This window comes from Bradyrhizobium sp. 179 (assembly GCF_023073535.1).
Classification (GTDB): Bacteria; Pseudomonadota; Alphaproteobacteria; order Rhizobiales; family Xanthobacteraceae; genus Bradyrhizobium.
Genome location: NZ_JADPJR010000108.1, coordinates 117,171 through 138,155, shown reverse-complemented (window position 1 = coordinate 138,155; position 20,985 = coordinate 117,171). Strand labels below are relative to the sequence as shown.

Genomic DNA, 20,985 nt, shown 5'->3' with positions numbered 1-20,985 from the left:
CGCGCGTGGTGTCTCCTTCAGGAGAGGTGGCGATCGGCGCGCGCAGCGGCGTGATTCTGTCCTTGCCGCAACGGTACGCCTGCTGCGCAGGCGCTACGCCGTGGGCAATGATGCGGCAGGCTTAGCCTATCCCTCATACTGATCCGGCCCCATCGCCCAGGCCGCCTCGTCATGTCCGTAAGCATAGTTCCGGTTGGTCAGCGCCGGGTTGCGATTCACCATCGGCCGCATGAACATCGGGTGGGTCGCGCTGCGCACCTCGTGCTCGACGGTGAAGAGGCGCTTGCCGCTATCGAGGTCGACGATGTCGCAAAACCGGTACTGGTATTGATTGTCCTCGCGGGAAATCAGATCGCGGGCCAGGAGCTTGCGATAGGGACCGGAGAAGTCGGTGATGTAGAACTGGACATGGTGGCCGTCATAGTCCGGCTGCGGCCGATCGGTCTCGCGGAACAACAGGTGCTGGTCGCGGCCCGTCTTCACCGCGGCCACCTTGCCCTCGCCGTTTCGCAAGTCGGCGGGCATGCCCAGGACTTCAGGATAGAACGCGCAGATGCCGGTTGCCGATCCCACCGGCACGTCGAACTCGACATAGGGAATCCCGAGCGCGATGCGCCCGAAGCGCGCGGCGTCGGGCTCGTAGCAGCGCAAGCGGTTGCCCCATGGACAAACCGCCTCGACATGGTCGTTGCGCTCGGCGAAGGTGAACGCGGTGCCCTCTAGCTTTTTGGCGACCGAAGCCAGCCGCGCGAGCAGCGCCTCGCGGCCGGCAATGACCAGCCCGACATGGCCGCGCAGCACCTGCGGCCTGCCGCTCGGCAAATGAAACTGGCTCCGTCCGGCGTTGATCCACATGTTGGTGTCCGACACCATCAGATAGGGATCGCGGGTCAGCCCGAGTCCTGCCACGTAGAACAGGGTGGCGAGGCGCTGATCGGGGACCTGGATGTTGACGTGCTCGAAATGGATCGCGTTGCCGAGATCTTCCTTGGAGCGATCGAATGGCTGCGGCATGGATGGGGGCACTGGCTGGGGCACGGAGTTCATATTAGAGCAAACTTCTCCGCCAGTCGAAATTGTTCGCGCACGGGCATCATGTCCATTGCCAAGCCTTGCTGGGGTCGCCAGTCGCTGCAGGCCGCACCGTGCGAGCAGGCGCCGGCGTGTGACGGGGGAAAAATTTTTGCGGAGCCCCCTTGAACAAAGATCGCTTTGTTCCTAGGTCGTTTGCCGCCCGGGGGCCGGTTCCGGACCCGGATTTTGGACATCGCTGAACCTAGCAAGGAGGATGTGCATGCATTTCCGCCCGTTGCACGACGGTGTGCTCGTGCGCCGCATCGATGCCGAGGAGAAGACCGCCGGCGGCATCATCATTCCCGACACCGCCAAGGAGAAGCCGCAGCAGGGCGAGATCATCGCCGCTGGGCCGGGGGCGCGTAACGAGCAAGGCCAGCTCGTGCCGCTCGACGTCAAGGTCGGTGACCGGGTGCTGTTCGGCAAATGGTCGGGCACCGAGGTCAAGATCGACGGCGAGGAGCTCTTGATCATGAAGGAAAGCGATCTTCTCGGCGTGGTCGAACAGGCCGGCACGCTGAAGAAGGCGGCGTAACACTGACAGTCATCGAACGGAAAGGAGTTTGCAAAAATGGCTGCCAAGGACGTGAAGTTCGCGACCGAGGCCCGCGAGCGCATGCTGCGGGGCGTCGATACACTGGCGAATGCGGTGAAGGTCACGCTCGGTCCAAAGGGACGCAACGTCGTCATCGAAAAGTCGTTCGGTGCGCCGCGCATCACCAAGGATGGCGTCACCGTCGCCAAGGAGATCGAACTGGAGGACAAGTTCGAGAATATGGGCGCACAGATGGTGCGCGAGGTCGCGTCAAAGACCAATGATCTTGCCGGAGACGGCACCACGACGGCGACTGTGCTGGCGCAGGCCATCGTCAAGGAGGGTGCCAAAGCAGTCGCCGCCGGGATGAACCCGATGGATCTCAAGCGCGGCATCGACCTTGCCGTGGATGCCATCGTGACGGACCTCAAATCGCACGCCAAGAAGGTTACCTCCAACGACGAGATTGCCCAGGTCGGCACCATTTCCGCCAATGGCGATACCGAGATCGGGCGCTTCCTGGCCGAGGCCATGCAGAAGGTCGGCAATGAGGGCGTGATCACGGTCGAAGAAGCCAAGAGCCTCCACACCGAGCTCGAGGTGGTCGAGGGCATGCAGTTCGATCGCGGCTACGTCTCGCCCTACTTTGTCACCAATCCGGAGAAGATGCGGGTCGAGCTCGAAGACCCCTATGTGCTGATCCACGAGAAGAAGCTGTCGGGCCTGCAGACGATGCTGCCGCTGCTCGAACAGGTCGTGCAATCGGGCAAGCCGCTGCTGATCATCGCAGAGGAGGTCGAGGGCGAGGCGCTGGCGACATTGGTCGTCAACCGTCTGCGCGGCGGTCTGAAGGTTGCCGCCGTCAAGGCGCCGGGCTTTGGCGACCGCCGCAAGGCGATGCTGGAGGACATCGCGATCCTCACCGGCGGCACCGTGATCTCCGAAGATCTCGGCATCAAGCTGGAGAATGTCTCGGTGAAGATGCTGGGCCGCGCCAAGAAGGTCGTCATTGACAAGGAGAACACCACGATCGTCGACGGGGCCGGCGCCAAGAAGGACATCGAGGCGAGAAGCCAGCAGATCAGGACCCAGATCGAGGAAACCACCTCGGATTACGACCGCGAGAAGCTCCAGGAGCGGCTGGCCAAACTCGCCGGCGGCGTCGCGGTGATCCGGGTCGGCGGCGCGACCGAGGTCGAGGTGAAGGAACGCAAGGACCGCGTCGACGACGCGCTGCATGCGACCCGGGCCGCGGTCGAGGAGGGCATTCTGCCTGGCGGCGGCGTGGCCCTGCTGCGCTCCCTCAAGGCGCTCGAGGGCGTCAACACCGCCAATGCCGACCAGAAGGCCGGCGTGGATATCGTGCGTCGCGCAATCCAGGTGCCGGCTCGTCAGATCGTGCAGAATGCAGGCGAGGACGGCTCCGTCATCGTCGGCAAGCTCCTCGAGAACCAGACCTACACTTGGGGCTTCAATGCGGCGACCGGCGAGTACCAGGACATGGTGCAGGCCGGCGTGATCGATCCTGCCAAGGTGGTGCGCACGGCCCTGCAGGACGCGGCCTCGGTTGCTTCGCTGCTCATCACGACCGAAGCGCTGGTCGCCGACCAGCCGAAGAAGACGGAAGCGGCAAGCGCTCCCGCGATGGACTTCTGAGACGAGCGAGCCCGGCCCAGCGGCCGGGCTCGTTCTCCATGAGCTGTCACGATCGATTGAATCTGTTTTCGAACGATAGGAGGATGAGATGATCAAGGATCGTACGTTCTCCGCTCGCGCGGAGAACGCCCGAACAATGCTGCGGCACCTCGCCGCGCTGGCCGTTGGTGCCGGCCTTTCCCTCGTGCCCTTTGCGGCCTACGGCGCCGAAAGTCCCGGTTCTGTCAGGAACGCGCCAGACAGTTTCGAACAGCTCGCGTTGCCGCCGATCCTGTACCTGGACACGATGCCCTGGCAGAATTGGGAGCGGGCCAATGCAACCATGAAGGTGGATACATTGCTGTCGCCGGTCCTGGGACCATCAGGCATCCGGCTCGATCTCGCGCCGCCGGATCGGGTCCGAACACAGCCTGCCATGAGCTGACAGCGGAGCGGCCGGCCGGCCGCTCCGGACGTCACGCGGCCGCTCACTGCCGCGAACCGAAAGGAGGATGATCAGAGATGAGAGGCGTTATCGCTGCCATTGCCTTGTTGGGGATGCTCAATGCGCTTCAGGCCAAAGAGGCGGACTCTCCGCGCGCAGAGGCGCGGATTTCGGCCGAGCCCGCCCGGCAGCTCGCTACCAGTTCCGTTGCAACGTCTCGGAGCAATGCTGAAAAAGTGCGCCAGAATGGGCGCAGAAGCGCTGACTTTTCTGCGGAACGTATCGTCCCCGACATCTGCAGAGGATGCTGATCGGCCTTGGCCGATCAGCATCCGTTTCGCGCTCATCTAATGTATCGCAAGGGTCGGATCGGCCAGGGCCGCGCAGACCTTCGCCTTGATCCGTTGCAACGCGCGCTGCTCGATCTGGCGGATTCGCTCGCGCGAGATGCCGAACTTGCCGGCGAGCGCGTCCAACGTCTTGTGCGGCTCGTCCAAAAATCGTGCTTCGATGATGCTGCGCTCCCGTGGCGACAGGGCAGCAATGGCGTCCGTGAGGGCAGCTTTCTTTCGTTCACGATCGGCTGCTTCCAGCAGCAGACTTTCAGGATCGGGGGAGGGATCCACGAGACGATCCTGCCATTCATCGCCTTCTGTCTCGACGCTGAGCGGCACGTTGAGCGAGATGTCGCCGCGCAACCTGCCATTCATCTCGACCACGTCGTCCTCCTTCACCTCGAGACTATCGGCGATATATCTGAGCTGGTCGGCGCGCAGATCGCCATCCTCGGCCATGCCAAGCCTGCGCTTCAGCTTGCGGAGATTGAAGAAAAGCTTCTTCTGCGCCGCGGTGGTGCCCAGCTTGACCAGCGACCATGATCTCAGGATGAATTCCTGCACTGATGCCCTGATCCACCAGGAGGCATAAGTCGCAAGCCGGAAGCCTTTCTCCGGATCGAACCGCTTGACGGCGAGCATCAGTCCGACGTTAGCCTCCGAGATGAGGTCGGCGATTGCCAAGCCGTAGCGGCGATGCTGCAGCGCAATCTTGGCTGCCAGCCGCAGGTGGCTCGTCACCAGCCGATAGGCCGCGTCACGATCGCCGCAATCGCGCAAGCGCCGGGCGTATTCGGCTTCTTCCGACGCTTCGAGCAGCGGAAATCGATGGATCTCCTTTAGGTAGCGGGATAGCCCGCCTTCGGAATGGATCGCGGGAAGTGATGAGGCAAGTAACATCGCGCACCCCCCCTCACGAACATCGTTCGCGCCGATCGGGGGCGCGCTGCTGATCAATGTGGGAGTGGCGAAGAAGCGCCGAAAGCGGCAGAGCTGGGAGCGCGGCGATTTTGGCGGGCCGCGCGGTCGTAGCGCAGGCAGGTTTCATGTCCAAATCCTCAATCGAGCAAGATGGTCAGAATCACCACCAGCCTCACTCGCTGAGCCCGAACTTGGCACCCAGACGCTCTCGGGCCGGTGGACGCATTTAGAATTTGAAAATCGGCGGAAGGTTCCGACTTGAATGTTGCATGCTGAAACTGGCAAAGGAGCGGCCTGCCCCTTCTCCGATGCAGACAGCCTCTTGAAACCTGAGGCCTTCGTTCCAATTTGGTCCACGCACGTGGTGGAGTTCTGCGAATGCCATTCGCGTGCCCGGCAGGTCGGTTGGCCCCCTTCGCCTGGTGCGCATGTCTGGTTAGTGGGATGGATGATTATCGTGATCTTGTCAGCGCGGCTCTTGCGCTGTTCTGCGCCGGCGTGATGTTGGTGGCCGGCCATCTCTTGATCGAATGGCACGCCAGGCATGCCGAGCCCGGCATAGAGATCGAGGCGCCGAAGAGCGGAGGCTCGCCTTCGCCGCTCCTCTCGAACGGCTCGCCGCCAAATGGGAAGATGATCGAATTATCAACAGAGGTCAGGCGGAAGCGGCCTACTTGAGCTGTCTTGCGCCATGAAGGTCAAATCGCACGCAGCCCCTCCTTGGGCATTTCGTGGATCAGCGCATCGATATCGCTCTGCTCCAGTGTCTCCCGTTCCAAAAGCTTCTTCGCGGCGCGGTCCAGGATCGGCCGCCGCGTGTTCAGGATGCCCTGGGTGCGCTGGAAGACTTGATCGACAATGGCTTTCACCTCGCGGTCGACTGCGGCCGCAGTTTCTTCCGCATAGTCGCGCTCGCGAACCGGATAGGGACGGTCGGCGCCGGCAAGGAAGTTGCCGGGATCGCGTTCATAGGCGACGCTGCCCAGTCTCTCGGACATGCCGTACCGCGTCACCATGCTGCGGGCGATGTCGGTCACGCGCCGCAGATCGTCGGCCGCACCGGTGGACAGGTGTCCGAACACGATCAGCTCCGCGGCGCGGCCGCCGAGCAGCACCGCCATCTTGTTCTCCAGCTCCTCCTTGGTCATCAGGAAGCGGTCTTCGATCGGTCGCTGAATGGTGTAGCCGAGCGCGCCCACACCGCGCGGGATGATCGAGACCTTGTGCACGGGATCCGTCCCCGGCAGCGACAGCGCGACGAGGGCGTGCCCCATCTCGTGATAGGCGACGATCTCGCGTTCCTTGGCGTTGAGCAGGCGATTGCGTTTTTCGAGGCCGGCGACCATGCGCTCGACCGCATTGTTGAAGTCACTCATGCTCACCGCATCAGCCGCGCGGCGCGTCGCCAGCAGCGCCGCTTCATTGACCAGATTGGCGAGGTCCGCACCCGTGAAACCCGGGGTGAGCGCGGCAACGGCGTCCGCATCGACGCCTGCCGCCAGCCGCACTTTCTTCATGTGCACCTTGAGGATCTCTATACGGCCCTTTTTGTCGGGCCGGTCGACCAGCACCTGCCGGTCGAAGCGTCCGGCGCGGAGCAAGGCGGGATCGAGGATTTCGGGCCGGTTGGTGGCGGCGAGGATGACGAGCCCGGAGCGCGAATCGAAACCGTCGAGCTCGACGAGCAGCTGGTTGAGCGTTTGCTCCTTCTCATCATGGCCGCCGGCGAAAGGGCCGATGCCGCGGGCCCGGCCAAGCGCATCGAGCTCGTCGATGAAGATGATGGCCGGCGCCTTCTCATGCGCCTGCTGGAACAGGTCCCGCACACGCGCGGCGCCGACGCCGACGAACATCTCGACGAACTCCGAACCCGAGATCGAGAAGAATGGCACTCTGGCCTCGCCGGCGACGGCCTTGGCCAGCAGGGTCTTGCCTGTGCCCGGCGGGCCGACCAGAAGCACGCCTTTCGGCATGCGGCCGCCGAGGCGGCTATAATCGGTCGGGTTCTTCAGGAAATCGACGACCTCGCGAAGCTCGTCCTTGGCTTCGTCGACCCCGGCGACGTCGGCAAAGGTGACCCCGGTATTGGACTCGACATAGACCTTGGCCTTGCTCTTGCCGATGGCCATCAATCCGCCGCCGATCCCGCCGCCTTCCGCCATGCGGCGGCCGATGTACCACCACAGGCCGAAGAACAGCAGCACGGGCATGACCCACGACAAAAGGTCGCGCAGGAACGTGCTCTCGATCTGCCCGGTGAAACGGACGTTGTATTTCTCCAGCTCCTGCGCAACGTCCTGGTCGACACGCGTGGTGACGAATTGTTTCTGGCCGCCCGGCAGCGGCTCCTTCAGCGTGCCCTGCAGGGTGCGGTCGGAGATGCCCACGCTATCGACCTTCCCCTGACGCAGGAGCTGCTGGTATTCGCTAAAGGGGATCACGGCTATCTGGTGGGCCGCGGAGATCAGGTGCTGGATCAAGAAGACCGCGAAGATTGCGGCGACAGCATACCCAAGATTGAAGCGGACATTCTTGTTCATGCGAAAGCCAGGTGCGATATTGTTGCGCAGCCGGGTAGCCTCGAGGCGCGTTTTTTAGCGCGCTCGTTTGGGCCCGGTACGCATCCGGACCTGCATCGTACCGACAGAACTTTTCCCGCCGCCATCTGTTCCTGGCAGACCAACTGCGCTCGCGGTGAGAGGTACTCGCATCCGCAGGGGCGTGTTCAGGCATGGCGACGTAAGATAGCGATAAGGCCCGGTTGCAGGCCGGGCCTTATCTCAGCTCACCAGGGATACCAATAGGGATACGCCGCCGGATAATAGCGGACGGTCCGATAGTATCGGGGTCCATAATAGACCGGCGGACCATAGACCGGCTCATAATAAACCGGCGGTGCAGTCGCGGCAGCCAATGCTCCGGTGAACAGGCCGAGCGCGACGGCCGGACCGATGCCTGGACCACCCCAGTGATGATAGCCTCGCCAGTGGGCCGAAGCCGGCGCAACCGTTCCGATGAGGAGCGTTGCTGCCGCGGCGATTGCAAGAGCAAGCTTTCTCATGTGACTTCCCTCGAGTACGCGCCCGCGAAAGCGCGGGCTTCCCAATCCTCTGCATGAGTTCCGTTTTGCCGAACACGCGGCCCGGCAGCATCAAAATTTAGGATTGGCCGGGGCGAGTTCAAGTCTCGTGCTTTCTGCTCCTTTGCGGATCCGACGTTTGGTCGCACTGCCGAACGTGCTCGGCCTCCCTTGCCGTGGCGGCCAGCCGCTGTAGTTTGGAGCGCAAATATCAGCGGGGAAGCGATCGATGGGAGGAGTTCTGCAAGGCGTCCGCGTGCTCGATTTCGGGCGCTATATCGCGGGGCCCTATTGCGCGACATTGCTGGCCGAATTCGGCGCCGAGGTCATTCGCGTCGAAAAGCGCGACGGCAGCGAGGATCGCTTCGTGGCACCGGTCGGCGAAGATGGCGAAGGCGCGCTGTTTCTCCAGATCAACCGCAACAAGAAATGCATCACGCTCGATCCGATGAAGGAGGAGGGGCAGGAGGTGATGCGCCGCCTGGTTGTCACCGCGGACGTGGTCGTCGCCAATCTGCCGCCGCAGACCCTGCGCGCGATGAAGCTCGACTACGCGTCGTTGCAGACGATCAAGCCCGACATCATTCTGACCACGGCGACCGCGTTCGGCGGGCCGGGGCCCTGGTCCGACCGGGTCGGCTTCGATGGCGTGGGGCAGGTGATGTCGGGGGCGGTGTACATGACCGGCGCAGGCGATCCGCCGTATCGGGCCGCGGTGAACTGGGTCGATTTCGGCACGGCGCTGCACTGCGCGTTCGGAACGCTTGCCGCGCTGATCGAGCGCGGCAAATCCGGGTGCGGGCAGATCGTCGAGGGCGCGCTGCTCGCAACCGCTTTGTCCTTCACCAATGCCACCTTGATCGAGCAGGCCGTCATCAACGTCAATCGCGTGCCGACCGGCAACCTCGGCCAGACCGCGGCGCCAGCCGACATCTACCGCACCAAGGACGGCTGGGTGCTGTGCCAGGTCACGGGTCAGCCGCTGTTCAAGCGCTGGGCGAGGCTGATGGGCGAGGAGGAGCTGTGGCTGAACGACCCGCGCTTTGCCGACGACATCAGCCGCGGCAACAACGGCCCCGTCATCAGCGAGCGGATGGCGCGCTGGTGCGCCGAGCGCACCACGCAGGAGGCGGTCGACACCCTGGGCCAGGCCATGATTCCGACCGGACCTGTCCTCAGCCCGCAACAGGCGCTGGACCACCCGCACATTCGCGCCGCCGGCTTCATGCAGGACGTCGACTATCCGGGCCTGCCGAAGCCGGCACCGACCGCCCGCGCCGCCGTGCGGCTGTCGGAGACGCCGGGCGAAATCGCAACGCGCCCGCCGACGCTGGGCGAGCACACCGATCTCGTCCTCACCGAGCTCGGCTACGATGGGGCCGCGATCGCGGCGCTTCGGCGAGATGGCGTCATCTAGACCATGACAGGAGGGCGCAGCCGATCCGAAGGCTGCGAGCACGCCCGCCACTGAACACTCCGCGGCGAAAAACCGGTTAGAGCGGCGCAAAGGTCTTGCAAGGAGGGAGCAAAAAAATCGATCGCGGACGCTCGCGTCCGGCGGACAAACGGAACGAGGCGGGGAGCGGCGAAGGAGCATCTTGACAGCGTGACAAGCCGGAATATTTTTCACGCCGGAAGAACCGTCTTTCGATATATCGAAATCAAGAGGACCGTGGAAAGACCGTCAGGAGTGACGATGATGCTCGACCAGGATCTGGCCCGCATTCGTGCGCACCGAAGCAACCTCCAGCGCTATCGGCGCCTGCTGAAGACGAAGCTCTCAGACATCGAACGCCAGTTCATCGACCGACGGCTCGCCGAAGAGCAGGCCGCGCTCGAGGCGCTTGCCGCCGATGTTTTTCCCGCCGCGTTCACGCTGCCGAATATGCAATCGGCTTCCGCCGCGATGGGAGCGGAACGATGAGCGACGTCCGCAACCTCCTCATCCGCGGCAGCGAGAAGGTGATCCAGCACTATCGCCTGCTGCTGGCCAGCGCGAAGACCGAAAGCGAGCGCCAGCTCTATCGGAGCCGGATCGAGCGAGAGCAGCGCCTGCTCGAGACGCTGCAAGACGGTGTCCCCCAGCGATCGGCGGCATGAGGTCCCACGCTGGTGTAGCGACAATCAGGTGCAGCGCAGTGTGGCCGGGCGCTACAGCAATTGCTTCAACGCCCGGGCATCCGCCGGCGCCGCGCTCTTCTGGTCATTGTCGAAATAAACATAGACGTCGCAGCCCTGCCGCTTCCACGATTTGATACGTCGCGCCCATTGCGCCAGCATGGCCTTGGTATAGTGCCCGTGATAGCGCCCGCTCGGCCCGTGTCCGCGCACATAGACGAAATCCGCCGTGCGCTTCCAGGGCGCCGGCGCATCGTGATGATCCGACAGGCACAGCGAGATGTTCTCGTCGGCCAGCATGCGCAGGATGCGCGGCTGGTACCAGCTCGGATGACGGAATTCGAAGCTGTAGCGCCGTTTCCTCGACAACAGCTTGAAGAAGGCGGCGAGGCGGTCCGCGTTCGCCTCGAATTGCGGCGGAAGCTGGAACAGGATCGGGCCGGCCTTGCCGCCCAGCCGTGAGATGCGATCCTCCATCAGCTCGAGGCTGTTGACGGAGCGGTCCGACAGGCGCTTCCAATGCGTGATGAATTTCGACGCCTTCCAGGCGAACACGAAATCGCGGCCGGTCTGCTCGCGCCACCCCTTCACCGCTTCCGGCGTCGGCGTGCGGTAAAACACGCCGTTCAGCTCGGTGGTATCGAACTGTCCGGCGTAGTAGCCAAGCTGCTGCTTCAGCGGCAGGCCTTCGGGAAAGAACGGTCCTCGCCAGGAATCGTAGTGCCAGCCGGAGGTGCCGATCAGAACGCGCGCCATGTTTCACGTGCCATCCGTTGCCATTTGCCGGAGGGAACGTCCGCGCGGCCGATACGTTGCTCGTGAGCTTGATCAACGCAGGACCGAACCGATGTACGCGCTGTTCGAAGGCAACAAGCAGATCGGGGATCCCTTTCCGACCGAGAAAGAGGTGTGGGAGGCCGCCTTGATCGAGGGATTGGTGACCGACGTCCCGGTCGCCGACGAGGAGGGCGGCGGCCGGCTGCTGCCTGCCGGCTATCATGTCGAGCGGGTGGAAGAGGTTTGCGAGCCGCGGCCGGACTGGAAGCTGCCGCGCGAGATCTCCTGAATAGGCCCGCGCCTAATTCGACGCCAGCGCCATCTTGGCGACCTCGGCCATCCAGCCAGATGCGACGGGGAGGATCGCGTCGTTGAAATCGTAGCGCGGGCCGTGCAGCTCCGCACCGTCCCGCAAGTCCCCGTTGCCGATCCAGACGAAGGCGCCCGGCCGCTGCTGGAGATAGAATGCAAAGTCCTCGCCGGCCATGCTGGGCGCGAGGTCGCGCCGCACGGGAGCCTGCACCTTCTCCGCGGCGATGCGAGCAAGCTCCGCTTCGGCCGGCGTGTTGATCACCACACCCACACCCCAGACGATCTCGGGCGTGACCGTGACGCCGAAGCTCGTCGCAATCCCGGCGCAGGTGCGCTCGATCCCCTCGAGGATGGTGTCCTTGACCGCGTCGCGATGGTACCGCAGCGTGCCGCGGATCACGACGCGTCCGGCGATCTGGTTCGGCGCGGTGCCGCCTTCGATGGTGCAGAGCGAGACCACTGCGGTGTCGAGCGGATCGACGCTGCGCGAGGTGATCGATTGCAGCGCCACGATCAGATGGCCGGCCGCCACCACCGGATCGCGCGTCAGATGCGGCATGCCGGCATGTCCGGCATGGCCCTCGATGGTGATGGTGATGCGCCCGCCCGAGGCCATGACGACGCCGTCATGCACCGCGATGGTGCCGGCCGCAAGGCCCGGCCAGTTGTGAAAGCCGAACACCCGCTCCATCGGAAAGCGGTCGAACAGCCCGGCCGCGACCATCGCGCGCGAGCCACCAAAGCCTTCCTCGGCCGGCTGGAAGATGAAATCCACCGTGCCGCTCCAATCGGTGTCGGCGGCGAGCAGTGCTGCTGCGCCGAGCAGCGAGGCGGTATGCCCGTCATGGCCGCAGGCATGCATCACGCCGGGAGTTTTTGAGGCGTAGGGCAGGCCGCTGTCCTCGGTGATCGGCAGCGCATCCATGTCGGCGCGCAGGCCGACGCGCCTCTGCGCATGCCCGCGCATCAACGTCGCGACGATGCCGTGGCCGCCAATGCCTGAGACGAAGGAAATGCCGAGCTCGGTGAGCCTGTCCTGCACGAAGGCAGAGGTCTCCTTGTCCTGCAGGGACAATTCGGGATGCGCATGCAGGTGGCGGCGCCACGCGGTCAGTTTCTGGTGCAGCTCGGGTGTCAAGGCAGGGCTCTTGAGTGATGTCGGTTGTCGCCATCATATCGAAGTTTGCGACCCACGCATCTAGCAGGGGGGAATAGCACGCGTGCAGCAACGATGAACGGCATGATTGGTGATGGAGCAATCGTGGCGCGGGCTCCACTTCACCTCTCCCCTTTGCGGGAGAGGTCGGCGCTTAGCGCCGGGTGAGGGTTCTTTCGCCTGGGGGGTTGTCTCCCCAACCCTCTCCCGCAAGCGGGAGAGGGAGCGCACCTCGTTCGCGGCCGCGATTGTGCCCTACGCCGCCAGCTTCGCCAGCCCCTTCCAGTCAAAACCGACGCCGTGGCCGGGACGATCCGGCGCCAGTGCCATGCCGTCCTTCAGCACCAGCGGATGCTCGATATAGGCGTCGAGCCCGAAACCATGCGCCTCCAGATAGGAGCGGTTCGGGCAGGCCGCGAGCAGATGCACGGTGATGTCATGCGCGCCGTGGCTGGTGACGGGCAGGTTGAAGGCCTCCGCCAGCCGCGCGATCTTCATGAACGCACTCACCCCGCCGCAATTGGTGACGTCGGGCTCGGGATAGGACACCGCGGCATTGGCGATGTAGTTCTTGAACTCCCACAGCGAACGCAGATTCTCGCCCGCTGCGATCGGCACACAGCCCTCCTGCATGATCCGCGCGTGGCCTGCGACGTCATCGGGGATGATCGGCTCCTCGAGCCAGGTGAGGTCGAAGGGCTGAAGCGCGCGGGCGGCGCGGATGGCCTCCTCGACGGTCCATTTCATATTGGCGTCCGCCATCAGCGGAAAACCGTCGCCGAGATGTTGTCGCATCGCGGAGACGCGCGCGATGTCGGATTTCAGGTCGGGCCGGCCGACCTTCATCTTGATGGCGCGAAATCCCTTGGCGAGATTGCCGTCGGTCTGCTTGAGCAGCGCCTCCAAGGAAAGATCGAGGTCGATGCCGCCGGCATAGCACGGCACGGCAGCGTCAAAACCGCCGAGCAGACGGAACAGCGGCAGCTTCGCGCGCCGCGCCTTCAGATCCCACAGCGCGATGTCGAGCGCGGAGAGCGCCAGCACCACCGGCCCGCCGCGGCCGCCATAGTGCAGGGCCCACCAGACATGATGCCATATCGCCTCGGTGTCCTCCGCCTCGCGGCCCTCGATGAGCGGTGCAATTTCGCGCTTGAGGATATCCGCAGTCGCCCCGCCATTGCGTCCGACCGTGTAAGTGTAGCCCACGCCTTCGGCACCGTCAGCATCGCGGATGCGGCAGGTGATCAGCTCGAACGCCGCCATCTCGCCATGCATGGAATCGGAGAGCGTAACGGGCAGCGGGATCCGGAACAGTCCGGTCTCGATCGTCGCGATGCGTGCCATGTTTCCTTCCTGCGCTTTTCACGCAGGCTAGGGCGATGTGCGCGCCCCCGCAAGCGCGCACCGTGCAAGGCAGCTCACCGCATCGTCGCGAGCTGCACGGCCAGCGCACAGGCGCGGTCGTATTCGTCAAGATTGATCCACTCGTCGATGGTGTGCGCCTCGTTCTGGCCGGCGCCGAAGGTCACCGTCGGAATGCCGTGGCGGACCATCCAGTTGGCATCCAGGCCGCCATTGGCGGCGCGGACGTTCGGGGTTCCGCCGATCGCGGACACCGCCGCGATCGCGCGTTTGACCACGGGCAGGCTCTCCTTCATGCGGAACGGATAATAGTCGGTCTCGGCCTTGAATTTGACCCGACCGGACTTGCCTTGCGCGTTGGTGACCTTCTTGGCGGCCTTCTCGAACGCGGCCTTGTAGGACCTGGTGATCTCTTTGAAGAATTTTCCGTCGTGGCTGCGGCTCTCGCCGCGCACATGCACGTAGTCTGTGACCACATTGGTGGCATCGCCGGCGGGGCGGCCCTCGCCGCCGGTGACGGGACCGACATTGCTGGTGCCTTGCCGCTTGCCCTTCACCACCTTGCCGAACCAGCCGCCGGCCTTCACCTCGGCAAGTGCGACCGCCATGATCATCGTCGAGGAGATGCCGCGCTCCGGCGCGACGCCGGCATGCGAGGCGCGGCCGAAGATCTCGACGGTCCAACGGTCGGCGCCGACCGCGCCGATGACGACGTTGGAGGCCGAGCCGCCGTCATAGTTGAATGCCATCACCGGCGCGCCGAGCTCGTCGAGCTTGACGTGGCGCGCGCCGTAGAGCCCGCTCTCCTCGCGCACGCAGAACAGCAGCGTGATCGGCGGATGATCGAGCTTCTGCTTGGCAAGCTCCGCGGCCAGCGTCACCAGCACGCCGCAGCCGCAGCGATTGTCGCCGCCGAGCGCGGTCCTGGCCTCGTTCACGATCTTGCGCCCCGATTTCTTCGGCTTGGCGCCGGCGCAGAGCGGCACGGTGTCCATGTGGGTCATGAACATGATGCGTGGCTGGTTGTGCAGCGCGCCGCGGCCGGGCAGGTCGACGATGAGGTTGCCGGTCTCGGTCGGCACGGGAATGCGCGTGTTGGCATCGTCGAGCCGGATCGCCTTCGCCGGCACGCCGCTCTCCCTCAGCGCGGCCGCGAGCTCACGCCCGATCGCCGCCTCCTGTCCCGTCACGCCCTCGACAGAGAGGAAGCGCATGAGGCGGTCGGTGGCGGCTTTGGTGTCGACAGGCATGAATGATTCCTTTGGCGAGCGGGGCGCGTCATCCTATGGGCTTGGCGCGGTGTAAGCCAAGAAGATCAGCACGCCGAATGCGAGCATGGCAGCCATGAACAGCAGCACCGCCGGCAGCCCGGCGAGCGCCGCCACCGCACCGGTGACCGACTGCATCAAGGCCGCGCCGAGAAAGAACGCGAGGTTCACGGCTGCGAGCGCCTTGCCCGCTGTCTGCGCATCGACCAGCTGCCGGGACATGCCGAACAGCAGCGGCTGCGCAGAGGTCGCAAGGCCAATGAGCACGAACAGCACGAGATCGTATTGCGGCGGCATCACCGGAAGGCCGAACAGCACGGAGACCGCGTAATGCGGTGCCCCCAACGCCATCAGCGCCAACAACAGCGCCCCGACCATATGCGTGCCTGCCACAAGCGCGCGGCGGCGGCCCAGCCTGCGGTCGATCATACCGATGCACAGCGGGCCGGCGATCATCGCCAGCGTGAACGCGCCGAGCTGGTTGCCGGCTTCGACCCGCGACAGGTCCTTGACCTGCATCAGCCACGGCCCGCCCCACAGGCCGCGCAGCACCAGCGAGGTCGCCAGCGACACCAGCGCCAGTGCGATCAGGCCGCGCAGGGGCCGCGACAGTCCGAGCCGGAGCACCTCGATCATCTGCGACAGCGGCGAGGACTCGTCCTTGTGCTCGGCCGCCTGGTGCGGCACCAGCGCGACCACGGCGAGCGCCACCGCGACGCCGCCAGCCGCGGAGATCCAGAACCCGGCGCGCCAGCCCCAAGTGTCGACCACGAAGGCGAGCGGGCTCGACGACAACAGCATGCCGATATTGCCGATCGAGAGGATCGCGCCAGACCATAGGCCGAAGCGACTTGCCGACAATTGCTTGGCCGCCAGCGTCATCGGGCACATCAGCATGCCCGAGGTGGCAACGCCGAGCAGCACCTGCCCGACGGCAAAGCTCGCAGGTCCGGCCGCAAACCCCGACGCGATGGCGCCGATCACGGTACCCGCGAGCAGGCTGAGCGAAACGGGGCGCACACCGAAGCGGTCCATCGCCGCCCCGACCGGGATCTGCGCCGCGGCAAAAGCGAAAGGATAGACCGAGGTGAGGCTGGCGAGCGCCTGCGGCTCGATATGGAAATCCGCCGCCATCAGGTCGAGGCTGACCGCAGGAATCGTGCGCAGCAACGTGGAAAGCATGTGCCCGCAGGCGAGCGCGAGCAGCGCGAAGATCAGCGCGCGGGTGCCATCTCCCGCGTCATCCGTGGCAGCGGTCGTCATGAGCGTCCCGTCCCTGGAAGGTTTCAGATCGGCGTACATGATCGTCGGGCGGACGCCAATGGCGGCAGCGGGACCCCCTCATTCCGGAATGTGGCTTCTGGATCACCGCGCGAAATGACCAGGTGCAGACAGCCGGCAATCAGCATGGCGCTTGCCGAGCGCCGGCCGTCACGCCGACGCGCTTGGCAGGCGTTCAGGCTGCGGACGGTTTGTGAACCAGGACGGACGCCAGGACGTTATACTCGGGAAAAACGTGGTATCCTGCCAGGCAGGAAGCGCCATGATCTGCGGCAGCAGCGGCAATGTCTTCGTCCGAGAGTCCAAGTCAGACGACCAGCGACGCGGCCCGCCGAGAGCGGAGAAGGAGCAATTCGTTACTGTTGGTCCTCGCCGTTGGATTTCTTGTTTTTGGCGTCGCGGCGGGTGCACTCTATTATGCGTTACGGCCGGACATTCTGCGGATCGCCGTTGGACCGCCGGGCAGCGACGACTACAAAACAATTCAGGCGATGGCCGATGCCTTCGGCAGCGAAAGCCGAACGATCAGGCTGGCTCCGATCAAGACCGAAGGGGCGGTGGAGTCTCTCGCCCTGCTTGGAGCGGGCAAGGCAGATCTTGCCGTCGGCCGCGGCGATCTGGAAATGCCCGCCGAGGCGCAGACCGTTGCAGTCGTGCGTAAGAATTTCGTCGTGCTATGGGCGCCGTCTGGACTTGCCGGCAAGAACTCCAAAAGAAAACCCTCGCCGAAAATCAAGGAAGTCGCCGATCTCGCCGGACGCCGTGTCGGCGTGATCGGGCGGACCCCGGTGAACGCCGCGTTGCTGCGGGTCATCCTGAGCGCGTCCGGAGTACAGGCGGACAAGGTCGCGGTGGCGCAATTTGGCACTGACCAAATCGAGGAACTAGCACGCGATCTCACCCTGGATGCATTCATGGCGGTCGGGCCCCTCGACAGCAAGATCACATCCGATGCGGTGGCCGCAACGGCGCGGGTGCGCGGCGAGCCGAAGTTTCTCCCCATCGAGACATCGGAAGCGATCGCCCTGAAGCACCCCCGCTATGAATCCGAGGAGATTCCGCCCAGCGTCTTCAATGCGGATCCGGCTTGGCCGGATGACAAAGTTGAGACGGTCAGCGTCAGCCACCTCATCGTGGCGAGAAAGAGCTTGCCCGAAACGACGGTCGCCGCGTTTTTCCGGCAGCTCTTTGCCGTTCGTCAGGCGATTGCGAGGCAGGTCCCCGGTGCGGCACACATCACCAAGCCGGACCTCGAGAAGGACTCCGAGCTGCAGGTACATCGGGGAGCGGCCGCCGTCATTGACGGCAATGAACGCACCTTCCTCGATCGCTATGGCGATTACTTCTGGTTCGGGCTCCTGCTTCTCTCCGGAATCGGCTCGGCCGCCGCCTGGTTGCGCCGCTATTTGAACCGCGACGAAAGGGAGGATAACACCAGCCATCGCAAGAGAATCCTGGCCATGGTTTCCAGCGCGCGGACCGCGGAATCCAACCAGGAACTACTGGCCCTGCAGCGTGAGGCCGATGCCATCATCGCCGAGACGCTCGAGTGCTACGATGACGGTGCTATCGAGGAAGAGGAGCTCGCGGCATTCGGGCTGGTGCTCGACCTCTTGAGCAATGCCATTGCCGAGAGGCGAGCCGCGCTGCAACGGGCTAGCTTCGAAACCGTTCGCGGCGCGGCAACAAGCCATGGCGTCACGCCGCGCGGATAAGGGCAGCCATCTGAACCTGTCGTAGCGGGCTCCGCGGCGCCTGCGACGGCTGCCATTCGCCGCCTCGCCGTACTCACTTCCCTTCTTGAGTGGCCTTCCGGTCGGCGGACGCAGGAACCAAAAAGACATCGTCGCTCTTACCTCGGTCAGGAGACCTACTCATGCTGTCCTCAAAACCGCCACGGCCCATTCGCACAACGCTCGATCTTGCGAACGCAGAGCAGGTCAAGTCTGTACGCAGGCGGCTTCGCATCTCAGCTACCGATCTGGTCAGGATCGTCGACAAGATCGGCAACTCTCTAACAGCCATAGAGAAGGAAGTGGAGCTCGAAAAGCTCACCGTTCAGCAGTGTAATGCCAAGAACGCGCCCACGACCCTCGAATAAATTTCGAGTCATCCCGTCGAAAAAGGAGAATTGCTATGAACGGCCTGATTTACCTCATAGGCCTAGTCGTTGTGATCGCGGCCATTCTTTCGTTCTTTGGCTTGCGATGACGGTCTCGGTCCTGCAGGCTGACGCACCGCCGATCCGGTGAAATCGTTCGCAATTTCGCGTGCAGCAAATGGTTGATCCGCACCAGGTGAATACCATCATAGCCACGACGATTTGTGCGTTCTTCAAGGGACATCCTGACGCCCAAATCGGAGCGGAAGAAGCCAAGCTGCTGGCCAAGCAGATCACTGAAGCGCTGAACGGGGCTGGGCTGCAGATTGCTGCCGTCAATGAGATCACGCCGCGCTAGCCCTGCCGCTGGTGGGGATTTAGCTCGATGCGTGGAGATCGGGCTTGGCGGCGGCGGCGGCAGCCGTGCATCGTTCGGCGCGAGATCGAACATGTGCGCACCGTTTGGGGCACCGTCGGGTCATTTGTCGGCCAGGATCGTCGGATCCGGGGCTGAGCGCTAGCTCCGTTCGAATGTATCGACGTTCGTTGTCACGGCGCGCCACCAATTCACCGCTTTCAGCTTCGCCGGCTCGCCCTCGCTGGAGGCGCTCAGCGCTTGGTCTGCAATCACGACCCAGGCGGTCTCCATCTTTCCGTGACGCAACAGTCCGGTGTAGGAGACGGCCCGGTCGCCCGTCGCAGACGAGCCCACCGCGACAAAGGCGATGCATTTGCCCTTGTGAAACCCGGTGATCGGCACCGCTTGCCCGTAAAAGCCGCTGTCTTCGAGCGCGGTCTCGAAATTCCCCTCGATGCGGCCGTTCGCATCATCAGTGATGCGCAAGATGGAGCCGAATTGATTTCGCCAATTGCCGACCCAGGCCATCTCGGTTCCCATGCCGGTTCTCCTACGCTCGTCCATTTGGCTCGGCGCGCAGCCGGGCAGCCTGTCCACTTCCTTCGCGACGCCGCCCGGCTCTGGCTGATCTTGCTGCCCCTTCGAACGCCTCGAGAGGCGCGACGGTGCTTCAGCCGGAGATCGCGCCCGCGTGCTGTCCGCCTGCCTGTGAAATCCCATGCAGCGCCTTCGCGGCACCGTCGCCCGGCTTGCACACGGCGATGTCGCCGAGCGAGATGATGCCGACCAGCCGCTTGTCTCGATTGAGCACGGGCAGCCGCCGCACCTGGATGTCGGCCATGTTGCGGGTGACCTCGTCGATGTCCTGGTCGTCGAAACAATATTTGACGTCTGCCGTCATGACGTCACGGACCGGCGCATCCGGTCCCAAGCCCATCGCGACACCTCGCGTGGCGATATCGCGATCTGAGATCATGCCGACCAGGCGGTCATCGTCGGTGACCGGCAACAGCCCGACATTGAGCGCCGCCATCGCCTCGGCGGCCTCCCTGATGGTGTCTTGGGGTGTGCAAAGCTGCACGTCGTGGGTCATTGCGTCGCTAACTCTCATTGGAAACCTCCATCGCTGATAGGCCGCCAACAAAAATCGCTGGCGGTCGTTCCTCCGGGAGCAGGTCGCCGAAGGCGACGAATTCATGACGTGGCGATGGCGTGCCCATGGCAGGTTTCTCGGGAGCGACAGCGCATTTGACTGACCTGCCACGGACCATCTGGCGCGTGGGGCGCACTGCAACTTACTTTAAGTCATTCAGAAGCTTCCATGCTTCATCCAGCAAGACCTGAACCTGCCGTCGCTCGGCGACACTATCCTTTGTGAACATTCCGTGCTTCCGCGCATTCTGATTTCCCTTCGGCGCGCCGGATCTCCGTGCGCCGCCGTGCATGCGGCAGCGGACCTTGCCGTGCATTGCCGGCGCACGACAGACGGTGCCGCTGCGCGTCCGTGCGCCGCAGCGCGGGCTCGACTGCATTGCATCCGTGTTGCGGACGTGCTCGCTGCTCATGCGCTCGCGTCATTTTCCACGCCGAGTCCGTCTTGTCCGCCCTCGCGTGCCGGCGCCGTTTCTGCCTCCGCCGCGCCTGGCTGCGCCACGATCACGCTCGCATGCTGGGTGACGTTGCCCACAATAGCGCTGCCGCCGTCCTGCACCGACACGTTCTGCACCGTGATGGCGCGCTCGCCATTGCTGCGGTGGCGGCTGAGCGCCTCGGTCTGGGCTGCAAACGTGCGGGCCAACCGGGTCAATGCGCGGGTGATGCCTTCCTGCTGCTGAAGATTGTCGGTGAGGGCGAGGCGAAAGGCGGAGCGCATCGCCGCGACGTGGACGGACACCATCTGCGCCATCAGCATGGTTTCGATGGAATCCCTAGGCCCGATGCTCTTCATCATCGAGATCATGAAGGCGAGATTGGCCTCGTCCGGCTTTTGGTTGATCACGCTGGCCTTGAGCAATTGCTTGAGGATGCCATGCAGCGCGTCGCGATCGACGGCACCGAGCGCCTCGGCCAGCAGCCGCTCGCCGGCTTGCGGGTCGGGATGTTGGATCGTCAAGCGCCGTCGGGTGAGCTTGATGCGAGGCGTGGGTCTGCCGCGGTCCGTTGTTGCCGCGGCGGGTGCCGTGCTGGTGCAATTGAGAGATGTCGTCATGTCCTGGATCCCTTGGCCG

General features: G+C 64.2%; 24 protein-coding genes. 11 read left to right on the top strand and 13 right to left on the bottom strand.

The window, feature by feature from the left end; translation table 11 throughout:
- Positions 1-126 precede the first annotated feature (126 nt).
- Positions 127-1,014 (bottom strand): hypothetical protein, encoded by an 888-nt coding sequence (locus IVB12_RS25520; RefSeq protein ID WP_247303184.1) that lies wholly within the window; start codon positions 1,012-1,014, stop codon positions 127-129.
- Positions 1,015-1,294: 280 nt separating this feature from the next.
- On the opposite strand from IVB12_RS25520, the gene groES reads away from it, so the two are divergent.
- The 3 genes from groES (at position 1,295) to IVB12_RS25505 (ending at position 3,689) form a co-directional block, all read left to right on the top strand.
- A complete protein-coding gene (gene groES, locus IVB12_RS25515; protein ID WP_247303183.1) occupies positions 1,295-1,609 on the top strand; it encodes a co-chaperone GroES in 315 nt (104 codons plus the stop codon).
- A gap of 36 nt (positions 1,610-1,645) precedes the next feature.
- Positions 1,646-3,265: a chaperonin GroEL gene (groL, locus tag IVB12_RS25510; RefSeq protein ID WP_247303182.1), complete on the top strand. Its 1,620-nt coding sequence runs from the start codon at positions 1,646-1,648 to the stop codon at positions 3,263-3,265.
- Positions 3,266-3,401: 136 nt separating this feature from the next.
- Positions 3,402-3,689 carry a hypothetical protein gene (locus IVB12_RS25505; protein WP_247303181.1) on the top strand — a complete coding sequence of 96 codons (288 nt, stop codon included), beginning with the start codon at positions 3,402-3,404 and terminating at the stop codon, positions 3,687-3,689.
- A 347-nt stretch (positions 3,690-4,036) separates the two neighbouring features.
- Here the strand turns inward: IVB12_RS25505 and rpoH are convergent, their stop codons facing one another.
- Positions 4,037-4,924, bottom strand: coding sequence for an RNA polymerase sigma factor RpoH (gene rpoH, locus IVB12_RS25500; protein WP_247303180.1), 888 nt, complete (start codon positions 4,922-4,924; stop codon positions 4,037-4,039).
- A 465-nt stretch (positions 4,925-5,389) separates the two neighbouring features.
- Between rpoH and IVB12_RS25495 the strand changes: the two genes are divergently transcribed.
- A complete protein-coding gene (locus IVB12_RS25495; RefSeq protein ID WP_247303179.1) occupies positions 5,390-5,623 on the top strand; it encodes a hypothetical protein in 234 nt (77 codons plus the stop codon).
- 20 nt (positions 5,624-5,643) lie between these two features.
- Here IVB12_RS25495 and ftsH read toward each other — a convergent pair whose 3' ends face one another.
- Positions 5,644-7,485 carry an ATP-dependent zinc metalloprotease FtsH gene (ftsH, locus tag IVB12_RS25490; RefSeq protein ID WP_247303178.1) on the bottom strand — a complete coding sequence of 614 codons (1,842 nt, stop codon included), beginning with the start codon at positions 7,483-7,485 and terminating at the stop codon, positions 5,644-5,646.
- A gap of 245 nt (positions 7,486-7,730) precedes the next feature.
- The gene (locus IVB12_RS25485) at positions 7,731-8,006 is read right to left on the bottom strand and encodes a hypothetical protein (RefSeq protein ID WP_247303177.1); all 276 of its coding nucleotides are present in this window, start codon (positions 8,004-8,006) and stop codon (positions 7,731-7,733) included.
- Positions 8,007-8,253: 247 nt separating this feature from the next.
- Between IVB12_RS25485 and IVB12_RS25480 the strand changes: the two genes are divergently transcribed.
- The 3 genes from IVB12_RS25480 (at position 8,254) to IVB12_RS25470 (ending at position 10,124) form a co-directional block, all read left to right on the top strand.
- Positions 8,254-9,441: a CoA transferase gene (locus IVB12_RS25480; protein ID WP_247303176.1), complete on the top strand. Its 1,188-nt coding sequence runs from the start codon at positions 8,254-8,256 to the stop codon at positions 9,439-9,441.
- A gap of 282 nt (positions 9,442-9,723) precedes the next feature.
- Entirely contained in the window at positions 9,724-9,948 is a 225-nt protein-coding gene (locus tag IVB12_RS25475) for a hypothetical protein (protein ID WP_247303396.1), read from the top strand.
- Positions 9,945-10,124, top strand: a complete 180-nt coding sequence (locus IVB12_RS25470; RefSeq protein ID WP_247279214.1) for a hypothetical protein — start codon at positions 9,945-9,947, stop codon at positions 10,122-10,124. The genes IVB12_RS25475 and IVB12_RS25470 overlap by 4 nt, the downstream gene beginning before the upstream one ends.
- A gap of 51 nt (positions 10,125-10,175) precedes the next feature.
- On the opposite strand, the gene IVB12_RS25465 is transcribed toward IVB12_RS25470, so the two are convergent.
- Positions 10,176-10,898 carry a DUF72 domain-containing protein gene (locus IVB12_RS25465; protein ID WP_247303174.1) on the bottom strand — a complete coding sequence of 241 codons (723 nt, stop codon included), beginning with the start codon at positions 10,896-10,898 and terminating at the stop codon, positions 10,176-10,178.
- 91 nt (positions 10,899-10,989) lie between these two features.
- On the opposite strand from IVB12_RS25465, the gene IVB12_RS25460 reads away from it, so the two are divergent.
- Positions 10,990-11,208, top strand: coding sequence for a hypothetical protein (locus IVB12_RS25460; RefSeq protein ID WP_247279216.1), 219 nt, complete (start codon positions 10,990-10,992; stop codon positions 11,206-11,208).
- 12 nt (positions 11,209-11,220) lie between these two features.
- Here the strand turns inward: IVB12_RS25460 and IVB12_RS25455 are convergent, their stop codons facing one another.
- From IVB12_RS25455 to IVB12_RS25440, 4 genes are all read right to left on the bottom strand, one after another.
- Entirely contained in the window at positions 11,221-12,369 is a 1,149-nt protein-coding gene (locus tag IVB12_RS25455; RefSeq protein ID WP_247303172.1) for an amidohydrolase, read from the bottom strand.
- Positions 12,370-12,642: 273 nt separating this feature from the next.
- Positions 12,643-13,731, bottom strand: coding sequence for a mandelate racemase/muconate lactonizing enzyme family protein (locus tag IVB12_RS25450; protein ID WP_247303169.1), 1,089 nt, complete (start codon positions 13,729-13,731; stop codon positions 12,643-12,645).
- A 74-nt stretch (positions 13,732-13,805) separates the two neighbouring features.
- Positions 13,806-14,999 carry a M20/M25/M40 family metallo-hydrolase gene (locus IVB12_RS25445; protein ID WP_247303167.1) on the bottom strand — a complete coding sequence of 398 codons (1,194 nt, stop codon included), beginning with the start codon at positions 14,997-14,999 and terminating at the stop codon, positions 13,806-13,808.
- Between the two features lie 33 nt (positions 15,000-15,032).
- Positions 15,033-16,280: an MFS transporter gene (locus IVB12_RS25440; protein WP_247303165.1), complete on the bottom strand. Its 1,248-nt coding sequence runs from the start codon at positions 16,278-16,280 to the stop codon at positions 15,033-15,035.
- Between the two features lie 302 nt (positions 16,281-16,582).
- On the opposite strand from IVB12_RS25440, the gene IVB12_RS25435 reads away from it, so the two are divergent.
- The 3 genes from IVB12_RS25435 to IVB12_RS25425 all read left to right on the top strand — a co-directional run bounded on the left by IVB12_RS25435 (position 16,583) and on the right by IVB12_RS25425 (position 18,757).
- Positions 16,583-18,013: a TAXI family TRAP transporter solute-binding subunit gene (locus IVB12_RS25435; RefSeq protein ID WP_247303163.1), complete on the top strand. Its 1,431-nt coding sequence runs from the start codon at positions 16,583-16,585 to the stop codon at positions 18,011-18,013.
- Positions 18,014-18,174: 161 nt separating this feature from the next.
- Positions 18,175-18,399 (top strand): DUF3606 domain-containing protein, encoded by a 225-nt coding sequence (locus tag IVB12_RS25430; RefSeq protein WP_247303160.1) that lies wholly within the window; start codon positions 18,175-18,177, stop codon positions 18,397-18,399.
- A 178-nt stretch (positions 18,400-18,577) separates the two neighbouring features.
- The gene (locus IVB12_RS25425) at positions 18,578-18,757 is read left to right on the top strand and encodes a hypothetical protein (protein WP_247279223.1); all 180 of its coding nucleotides are present in this window, start codon (positions 18,578-18,580) and stop codon (positions 18,755-18,757) included.
- Between the two features lie 159 nt (positions 18,758-18,916).
- Here IVB12_RS25425 and IVB12_RS25420 read toward each other — a convergent pair whose 3' ends face one another.
- From IVB12_RS25420 to IVB12_RS25410, 4 genes are all read right to left on the bottom strand, one after another.
- Positions 18,917-19,297, bottom strand: coding sequence for an avidin/streptavidin family protein (locus IVB12_RS25420; protein ID WP_247303158.1), 381 nt, complete (start codon positions 19,295-19,297; stop codon positions 18,917-18,919).
- 130 nt (positions 19,298-19,427) lie between these two features.
- On the bottom strand, positions 19,428-19,868 hold the full coding sequence (locus tag IVB12_RS25415) for a CBS domain-containing protein (protein ID WP_247303156.1): 441 nt from the start codon (positions 19,866-19,868) through the stop codon (positions 19,428-19,430).
- Between the two features lie 184 nt (positions 19,869-20,052).
- Positions 20,053-20,289, bottom strand: a complete 237-nt coding sequence (locus IVB12_RS38275) for an HGGxSTG domain-containing protein (protein ID WP_276576804.1) — start codon at positions 20,287-20,289, stop codon at positions 20,053-20,055.
- 29 nt (positions 20,290-20,318) lie between these two features.
- Entirely contained in the window at positions 20,319-20,966 is a 648-nt protein-coding gene (locus IVB12_RS25410; RefSeq protein WP_247303154.1) for a hypothetical protein, read from the bottom strand.
- Positions 20,967-20,985 lie beyond the last annotated feature (19 nt).

Coding starts and splice junctions, on each gene's coding strand:
- IVB12_RS25520 (WP_247303184.1), bottom strand. CDS start 1,014: ATGCCGCAGCCATTCGATCGCTCCAAGGAAGATCTCGGCAACGCGATC.
- groES (WP_247303183.1), top strand. CDS start 1,295: ATGCATTTCCGCCCGTTGCACGACGGTGTGCTCGTGCGCCGCATCGAT.
- groL (WP_247303182.1), top strand. CDS start 1,646: ATGGCTGCCAAGGACGTGAAGTTCGCGACCGAGGCCCGCGAGCGCATG.
- IVB12_RS25505 (WP_247303181.1), top strand. CDS start 3,402: ATGCTGCGGCACCTCGCCGCGCTGGCCGTTGGTGCCGGCCTTTCCCTC.
- rpoH (WP_247303180.1), bottom strand. CDS start 4,924: ATGTTACTTGCCTCATCACTTCCCGCGATCCATTCCGAAGGCGGGCTA.
- IVB12_RS25495 (WP_247303179.1), top strand. CDS start 5,390: ATGGATGATTATCGTGATCTTGTCAGCGCGGCTCTTGCGCTGTTCTGC.
- ftsH (WP_247303178.1), bottom strand. CDS start 7,485: ATGAACAAGAATGTCCGCTTCAATCTTGGGTATGCTGTCGCCGCAATC.
- IVB12_RS25485 (WP_247303177.1), bottom strand. CDS start 8,006: ATGAGAAAGCTTGCTCTTGCAATCGCCGCGGCAGCAACGCTCCTCATC.
- IVB12_RS25480 (WP_247303176.1), top strand. CDS start 8,254: ATGGGAGGAGTTCTGCAAGGCGTCCGCGTGCTCGATTTCGGGCGCTAT.
- IVB12_RS25475 (WP_247303396.1), top strand. CDS start 9,724: ATGCTCGACCAGGATCTGGCCCGCATTCGTGCGCACCGAAGCAACCTC.
- IVB12_RS25470 (WP_247279214.1), top strand. CDS start 9,945: ATGAGCGACGTCCGCAACCTCCTCATCCGCGGCAGCGAGAAGGTGATC.
- IVB12_RS25465 (WP_247303174.1), bottom strand. CDS start 10,898: ATGGCGCGCGTTCTGATCGGCACCTCCGGCTGGCACTACGATTCCTGG.
- IVB12_RS25460 (WP_247279216.1), top strand. CDS start 10,990: ATGTACGCGCTGTTCGAAGGCAACAAGCAGATCGGGGATCCCTTTCCG.
- IVB12_RS25450 (WP_247303169.1), bottom strand. CDS start 13,731: ATGGCACGCATCGCGACGATCGAGACCGGACTGTTCCGGATCCCGCTG.
- IVB12_RS25445 (WP_247303167.1), bottom strand. CDS start 14,999: ATGCCTGTCGACACCAAAGCCGCCACCGACCGCCTCATGCGCTTCCTC.
- IVB12_RS25440 (WP_247303165.1), bottom strand. CDS start 16,280: ATGACGACCGCTGCCACGGATGACGCGGGAGATGGCACCCGCGCGCTG.
- IVB12_RS25435 (WP_247303163.1), top strand. CDS start 16,583: ATGTCTTCGTCCGAGAGTCCAAGTCAGACGACCAGCGACGCGGCCCGC.
- IVB12_RS25430 (WP_247303160.1), top strand. CDS start 18,175: ATGCTGTCCTCAAAACCGCCACGGCCCATTCGCACAACGCTCGATCTT.
- IVB12_RS25425 (WP_247279223.1), top strand. CDS start 18,578: ATGGTTGATCCGCACCAGGTGAATACCATCATAGCCACGACGATTTGT.
- IVB12_RS25420 (WP_247303158.1), bottom strand. CDS start 19,297: ATGGGAACCGAGATGGCCTGGGTCGGCAATTGGCGAAATCAATTCGGC.
- IVB12_RS25415 (WP_247303156.1), bottom strand. CDS start 19,868: ATGAGAGTTAGCGACGCAATGACCCACGACGTGCAGCTTTGCACACCC.
- IVB12_RS38275 (WP_276576804.1), bottom strand. CDS start 20,289: ATGCAGTCGAGCCCGCGCTGCGGCGCACGGACGCGCAGCGGCACCGTC.
- IVB12_RS25410 (WP_247303154.1), bottom strand. CDS start 20,966: ATGACGACATCTCTCAATTGCACCAGCACGGCACCCGCCGCGGCAACA.